The 6,793-nt window shown below is 41.6% G+C and carries 8 protein-coding genes; 6 read left to right on the plus strand and 2 right to left on the minus strand.

The window, feature by feature from the left end:
* Positions 1 to 25 precede the first annotated feature (25 nt).
* Positions 26 to 772: a hypothetical protein gene (locus tag CWB85_RS14745; RefSeq protein WP_138555301.1), complete on the plus strand. Its 747-nt coding sequence runs from the start codon at positions 26 to 28 to the stop codon at positions 770 to 772.
* 46 nt (positions 773 to 818) lie between these two features.
* Positions 819 to 1,739: a surface lipoprotein assembly modifier gene (locus CWB85_RS14750; protein ID WP_138555302.1), complete on the plus strand. Its 921-nt coding sequence runs from the start codon at positions 819 to 821 to the stop codon at positions 1,737 to 1,739.
* Here the strand turns inward: CWB85_RS14750 and CWB85_RS14755 are convergent.
* Positions 1,736 to 3,022 carry a S8 family serine peptidase gene (locus CWB85_RS14755; protein ID WP_138555303.1) on the minus strand — a complete coding sequence of 429 codons (1,287 nt, stop codon included), beginning with the start codon at positions 3,020 to 3,022 and terminating at the stop codon, positions 1,736 to 1,738. The two genes, CWB85_RS14750 and CWB85_RS14755, sit on opposite strands and share 4 nt — an antisense overlap.
* Positions 3,023 to 3,194: 172 nt before the next feature.
* Between CWB85_RS14755 and CWB85_RS14760 the strand changes: the two genes are divergently transcribed.
* The 4 genes from CWB85_RS14760 (at position 3,195) to CWB85_RS14775 (ending at position 6,226) form a co-directional block, all read left to right on the plus strand.
* Positions 3,195 to 3,686, plus strand: a complete 492-nt coding sequence (locus CWB85_RS14760; RefSeq protein WP_138555304.1) for an RNA polymerase sigma factor — start codon at positions 3,195 to 3,197, stop codon at positions 3,684 to 3,686.
* Positions 3,683 to 4,375, plus strand: coding sequence for an RT0821/Lpp0805 family surface protein (locus CWB85_RS14765; RefSeq protein WP_138555305.1), 693 nt, complete (start codon positions 3,683 to 3,685; stop codon positions 4,373 to 4,375). Before CWB85_RS14760 ends, CWB85_RS14765 begins: the two co-directional genes overlap by 4 nt.
* A 10-nt stretch (positions 4,376 to 4,385) precedes the next feature.
* Positions 4,386 to 4,877: a CC0125/CC1285 family lipoprotein gene (locus CWB85_RS14770; RefSeq protein ID WP_138555306.1), complete on the plus strand. Its 492-nt coding sequence runs from the start codon at positions 4,386 to 4,388 to the stop codon at positions 4,875 to 4,877.
* Between the two features lie 542 nt (positions 4,878 to 5,419).
* Positions 5,420 to 6,226: a hypothetical protein gene (locus CWB85_RS14775; protein ID WP_138555307.1), complete on the plus strand. Its 807-nt coding sequence runs from the start codon at positions 5,420 to 5,422 to the stop codon at positions 6,224 to 6,226.
* A gap of 68 nt (positions 6,227 to 6,294) precedes the next feature.
* On the opposite strand, the gene CWB85_RS14780 is transcribed toward CWB85_RS14775, so the two are convergent.
* On the minus strand, positions 6,295 to 6,793 hold a 499-nt coding region (locus CWB85_RS14780), incomplete at its 5' end, for a group II intron maturase-specific domain-containing protein (protein WP_283235134.1).

Consider the following 6,793-nt stretch of genomic DNA (forward strand, 5'->3'; position numbering starts at 1 on the left):
CAAATGGCAAAAAGAGGAAAAGACAATGACAAACTTTAAACAATCATTAATTGCAATCTGTGTGGTAACTGCAACAGGGTTTTCAGCGGCTTCATCAGCTACAAACGCACAACTGTCAGTTGCAAGCGAACAACAAGCGGCTAATTATAGTCAGGTTTCTACAGACTCAAATCAAACCGTGGGCACCAATACAAATGTGATGCTATCTAGCCAAGCTTCAGGCTCAGCTTCAACGTCAGAACCATCACTGTCAGCCAATACCGAAAATAGCAATAATGCTAATGCAAACTCTCAAGCAGCGGCCCAAAGCAGTAATGAACAGGCTACACAAGCACCGTCAGAGTTTGCTTTAGCTAATTCTGTATCTGCTGTATCAGATACCACGAATGTAGTAAGCCTAACAGGGCAACCTATGTCAGAGACTGCAACAACGTTAGTTAGCAATACAACAACCTCAAACACAGCTGAAAACGAAGCCAGCTCTGTGCAAAGTCAACTGAACCAAGAAACAGATGTATTAACACAAACTGCGTTGAGTGATGTAAATGGGCTGAGCATAAGTCAAGCATCGCTGCTCAGCAATAGTGTGCAATCAGCGCTTACAAGCAACATGCAGCAAGCAGCAGTGGGTTCTGTACAAAGTAGTGTTCAGCAAACCATTTCATCAACTGTTAGCAACAGCGTTAATCAGCAAGTTGCTGAACAAGTCACTGCGGCAACGACCACCGAAGTTGTTAATAACATTCAAAACAGTCTGAATTTAGGTCTTTAATAAAATAGCGTGCCGGGTTTACCCGGCGCACCTTGAGGAGGTTAATATGCGAACATTCAACACACTCATAGCGTTAAGTACTTTAACGGCAAGCATTCAGCTACTCGCTGCAGATGCAACCTTTAATGCTAATGCAGAGGTTGGCTTAACCACAAATTCAGACTTAACCATTAAAGAGCTGGATGTTATTTCTTCACAAAGTGACACTGGAACAAGGCTCGCAGCGGGCCTCAATGCTGAACTAAACGCCACCGATAGCCTTAAGTTCACACCCAGCTATCAATACCAGCAAACAAATTACCATGAATTAGATCAATATGACTTGGCATTGCATCAATACAGCCTAGACACAAAATATACACTATCGAACACTGATTTCGGGATCCGATATGACGGGGCGTCTGCAAAAGTTGCACAGCAAGCCTTCTTAACTTTAAATCAAGCAAGCCTGTATATCAGTCACTACCTCAATCCGACCACTTACTTACGTACCGCGATTCGCACTGCTGAAAAACAATTTGCCACCCAGTCGATGCGCGATGCAGACGGCTTAGGCTTAGATGTCAACCTATATTATTTTATTAACCAAGGGGCGACCATGCTGATGTTGGGGGCAAGCTTAGATAAAGAAGATGCCGCAGCTGAGCAATTTAATTTTCAAGGTTGGTCATTCAATACACGTCTAAGTCACAGCTTCAATGTATTTAAGCTAAAAAATAAGGCCGGTATAGGCTGGCGCTATCAAGATAAAGATTATCAAGAACTGGCACAGCAACTACTCACTGACACTGAGGGTGAGGCTTCAAGAGATGAGAAGCGCAGTGTTATACAAGCATTTTGGCAGTTAGCCTTGTTTGACTCACTTAGTGTTATCACCGAAGCCGAGTTCGGCGACTACCAATCAAAATTGGCTGCTAACACTTATACTCAAAGTATTGCTTCGGTATCGTTAAAAGCGACCTTTTAATCAATCAAACCATAGCCAAACACAGCATCTTTGCCTGGCTCTCCTAAGTCTTTTGCAAGTTGTTCTAATTGCCCGTAAATACTTTCTGGGGGGGCTTTAGACTTAGCAGCTAAACACGCAGCCGCCGCTGAAATATGCGGCGCAGCCATAGATGTGCCCGACTCACGACCAAGTCCCTCTCCAGCTTGCAAGGTCAATACATTCACACCTAACGCTGTAAAATCAATGTAATCACCTTGATTTGCCCAACGATAAATAGCCCCTTCTTTATTTACCGCAGACACCGCAATGACGTTTTCATATGCCGCAGGATAAAGGGGTCGAGCTGCAGGCCCTTCATTGCCCGCAGCAGCCACTAAGGTTACTTGCTTAGCAGTGGTGACACCAATAGCCGCAGCTAAAATAGCATTATCAGGGCCGGTAAAACTCATATTTATAACGGGCACGCCACTGGATACCAGCCAGTTCAATGCATCAACAATCGCCGCTAACGTTGCCCCTTGCGATAAATCAGATTGACGATAAAACACCGCTGCACTGTATAAAGTAGCTTGGGTTAATCGCGGGGTTAACTGTGCATGCTTACCAACCATTACGCCAGCAATAGCCGTACCGTGCTGGCTTGGAGATGCCAACTGGTTTGGTAAAAATGATTGTGTTTTTATCTGAGCTGCAGCAAAACCAGGGTGCTCCATATCAACCGCGCTATCAATCATACCGACCTTTACTGGGATCTCGCACCAAGGTTTGCGCGGCTTAGTCAAAGAGCCTTGCTGAGCTCTCATTTGCGCTTGGTAAATATGGTTTCTATCAAGTAACGCTGACTCATCAAGTGAGAGTAACGCTTGCAACTTTGTTTTAGAGTCATAGCTTGGCGGAACAACAAAACTCACTAAGGTGAGTCCTAACCCTTCATATTGTTTGTGGTTCACTATTTGCGCACCGATCTGGGCAAGCTTAGCCTGATGATGTTGATCAGCCAATATCACCCACTGCCTTTCAACCGCACGAAAACCCTGTTCCACTTCAACCTCAACGAATACGAGCTCGTTTAATTTATTTACTATGGGCAGTCTAGCGGGTAACCCCGTGCTTAAATTGGCTGCGCTATCAATTAACTCAAGCTTGCGTAAATCATCTCCAGGTTGTCTTATGTTAGGCTTGAGTTGTTCAATTACAGGTTCAACTTGGTTAATCACACCATTTATTGGCTTCATAATTGCCGCTGATAAGTTACTTGAAGACAACAACAAGCTACTCAAAACAAATACTTTCAATTTCATATTTCAGAGACTTTTCATTTCGTTTAGGTATGACTATAACGTTTAATATAAAAAAAAATTGCATATATTTGGAATATAATTTTTTCTTTCCCGTTATAGTAGTGTGAGTTGGCTGAACCCTTCATGAGTTGTTTTGTTAATCAGCCTTCACCCTAATCAATAAAGGGAACATATGACAAATACAGTAACCAGTTTATTACCTGCGCTAAGGCGATTCGCATTCTCGCTTACAGGTAACCAAGCCGATGCCGATGATATTGTACAAATAACAGTAGAAAAACTTTTATCAAAAGGCATTCCCGATGACATAGAGCCATTAAAGTGGGCGTTTAAAGTGTGTCGCAATGTATGGATTGACGAATATCGTTCGCAAAAAGTTCGCTTAAAAGCAGTACAAAACACAGAGCTGCAAGAGGGCGTATGCGATGACCAACAGCATAGTTACACAACTCAAGAAACGTTAGACAGAGTCAATAAAGCACTGGCTTCATTACCCGATGAGCAACGAGCAATTGTCTCGTTGGTCGCCGTACAAGGCATGGCCTATAAAGACGTGGCACACACCCTTGATATACCCGTGGGGACCGTAATGAGTAAACTATCACGAGCCAGAGCTGCGCTTTATCGATTGATCAAGCCTGATTTTACCAAGGAAAACGCATGAAGATTAACGACCAGACCCTGAGCGCTTTTTTGGATAACGAATTACCTGCAGCTGAAATGGAGACTGTACGTAACGCCATTGCTGAAGATGAGCAACTGGCAATGCGCCTTGCCGAACTCTGCGAGGTTGACTTAGTAGTGAAACAGCATGCCGAGCAAATTGATGCTATACCATTGTCTGACGAGTTATCTCAAACACTTGAAAAACATAACAATGCTAATATTGTTTCACTTTCAAAATGGCAGCAATTCAAACGTGCAGGGCGCAAACATATGGCGATTGCCGCAAGTATTGCTGTGCTATTTACAGTAGCAGTTGCGAGTCTTTCTCAACAACAAGGGTTAGAGCAACCCATTGCACAAGCACTTGAGCAACAGCTCAGTGGTGACAATACACGTATTGATCTAGCTAGAACACTAACAGCAGAGCTTAGTTTTGTTAATAATAATGGCGATTATTGCCGCCAATTCACTTTATACAGTGATAAAACTCAGCAAACCCATATTGCGTGTAAGCATCAAGGTAGCTGGCAACTTAGTGTATCGGGCAATCAACAGGTGATAACCAGCCAAGATTACAGCTTAGCAAGTAAAGTGCCTGCCCTAGATAGCTTTATTGATCAGCATATTCAAGGCCTACCACTTGACCGAACAGCTGAACAACAAGCACGCAATCAACAATGGCAATAAGCGAGGCAACATGAAAAACGCACTATTCACCTTACTGATCTTTGTTATAACTGGCTGTACAAGCTCTCAACATGCTAATGAAAGCAGTATCCGTGGTTTGACAACAACTCAGCTTGGCGAGGATAAATATGAACTTCATTATCAAACTCGTCATAGCTCTAAACACAAAGGGCTCGAACTAACCATGCAGCAAGCTGCTAAACTGACGCTTGATAAAGGCTACGACTGGTTTAGCGTGATAGAAAAAACAGTAGAAATTAACCAAACTCAGCGTTCTCTGCACAATGGTTCTAGACATACTGAGCAAACAACTCGTTGTGGTTTATTAAGTTGTACGAGTCAAACAACGCATACTGTGCATGAACCAGCTTTTGCTGAGCGAACTGTTACAACACATCTTACCATTACTCTTGGTAAAGGTATAAAGCCAAACGGTGGTGTCTATGATGCGCAAGCATTGAGCTTAGAACTGAATAATGAATCATTTAAAAACCAAATGTAGATCCAAGTGGTCAGTATAGAATAGTTTTGTTAACTTGCCTCCTCACATTTAGCGCGAAAATTCTAACTAGGAAATGTCCAAAAACGAGTTGACCCGACAGTCCGGTTATCGCTCCAAGCCGAACATCGTCAAAGTGCTAATAGCGGACATTAAAGCGTAACTCGTTTCTGCCCCATTGTGAGTTAATGTAAATACTCTAAGGGCAGCTTTGAGCGAAGCTGGCATTCAAAGTGTTAATGAATAAATAATCAATTCTCGTTATGTAATATAATTGGCTTCTCGTTTAAATTTTCATAAATATTTAAGTTTCTAATTTTAAAGCTATTTTTTTATGCGTGTTCTCGTAATGTAATTTTACCCATTCTCGAATAAGTAAATTCTCGGTTATAGGAAAGTCTAAACAATTGTAATTCCTTTAGGCTATGTGTAAGTTATTAATAATTAAATTAATAAAAATCGTATTTTGATAATTCAGGAAATTGACACATTGAGTGTTAACGGGAATTCTCGGTAATACGCTGTTAGTTTCCTATCGAGGCCTCGTGAAAAAAATTGTTCTTGCTATATCTATTTTAGCCTTTGTCATCATTTACTTTCTTCCAAAAGAACAAAGTAAATTTGATAAGTTGAGCGCTGAAAATAATAGCAACAAAGTAGTTTCTAAACACATGTACCTCAACGAGAATATGTCAAATGAAACTAGCATTGAAGACAATGTTTTTGTAACCCCAGAAGAATACTTGTTTGAAGCAAAAGAAATACGTCGTTGTAACACAATACCCAAAACTCAAGATGAACTTGATGATTGGCTGAGTAAAGCAAATGAGTTAGGTGAACCCTACGAGTATATCGAAGATGTTTTATCTCGTTTTGAGCACTGTACACATTTTAATTTTATATCTGATGATTTTGTTGAACTACTCGTTAAAGCAATCAAATTAGGATCTGATAACGCTGTGATTGAGTTATGGGCTATTTCGGATAAAGAATACTTTCAAAGTAAGGGGTTACTTGAATTAAGCAGAGAAGAAACAATAGAGCATAGAATTAAATTTAATAAATTGAAATTTCAACTTTCTGAAAGTATCGCTTTAACTGGCGGAGAGCAGTCAATATTAAGGCTAGCTAAAGAGTATCAGAATTACGATCCAGACTCTGGAGAACCAAGCTATCTAAAAGCCTTAGCCTATGCGAATTTTGGGTTAAAAATAGTGAAGGATAACGATATTTACCTGAAATTAGATTTCATCCAACGGCGTATATCTCAAGATATGAAATTTCAAGATATTGAACAGGCGCAAGTGCTTACTGAGAATTTCTTGAGTAAGTTTGGTGGAAACGGAAACTAATCGGGTAGCCGGAGGTCTCTAACCTCCAGCCCCCACACCACCCATCATGCGGGTCCGCAATGGGCGGTTCATCTCCCGTAATGAATATTGATCCAAATATCTCTTAATGACGCTAAACCTTGTGAAGCTAAGTAGTTATTGCCTAGCGCAATGTTAATACCTTTTGTTTTTGAGCTTCTACAAGGACCTTTACTGGTGATACCACAGGCTATGGCGAGTCGTTCGCTAACACCCAATTTCATTAAACTGCGTACTTTGGTGCGAGGTTTACGCCATTGCCGCCAGTAGCACATTCTTATCCTACGCCGGATCCAATGATCTAAATCCACCGTTAGCTGATAAGCATTGGCTATCAGGTAGTAGTGTCCCCAGCCGCGCAAGTACTGTGTGAGTTTATGAATTTGTAGGGTCATTGAGATCCCCCAGTTGCGGTTAGTGAGTTCCCTGACATTTGCTTTGAATTTCCTTAGCGCCTGTTCGTGGATCTGCACTTGACCGTAACGGAATGTGAACCCGAGAAATTTCGAGCCTGATACTGGACCGACTCGACTTTTCGATTCGTTCACT

The sequence above is a fragment of the Pseudoalteromonas sp. S1727 genome (assembly GCF_005886375.1).
Taxonomy (GTDB): Bacteria; Pseudomonadota; Gammaproteobacteria; order Enterobacterales; family Alteromonadaceae; genus Pseudoalteromonas; species Pseudoalteromonas haloplanktis.

Coding starts and splice junctions, on each gene's coding strand:
- CWB85_RS14745 (WP_138555301.1), top strand. CDS start 26: ATGACAAACTTTAAACAATCATTAATTGCAATCTGTGTGGTAACTGCA.
- CWB85_RS14750 (WP_138555302.1), top strand. CDS start 819: ATGCGAACATTCAACACACTCATAGCGTTAAGTACTTTAACGGCAAGC.
- CWB85_RS14755 (WP_138555303.1), bottom strand. CDS start 3,022: ATGAAATTGAAAGTATTTGTTTTGAGTAGCTTGTTGTTGTCTTCAAGT.
- CWB85_RS14760 (WP_138555304.1), top strand. CDS start 3,195: ATGACAAATACAGTAACCAGTTTATTACCTGCGCTAAGGCGATTCGCA.
- CWB85_RS14765 (WP_138555305.1), top strand. CDS start 3,683: ATGAAGATTAACGACCAGACCCTGAGCGCTTTTTTGGATAACGAATTA.
- CWB85_RS14770 (WP_138555306.1), top strand. CDS start 4,386: ATGAAAAACGCACTATTCACCTTACTGATCTTTGTTATAACTGGCTGT.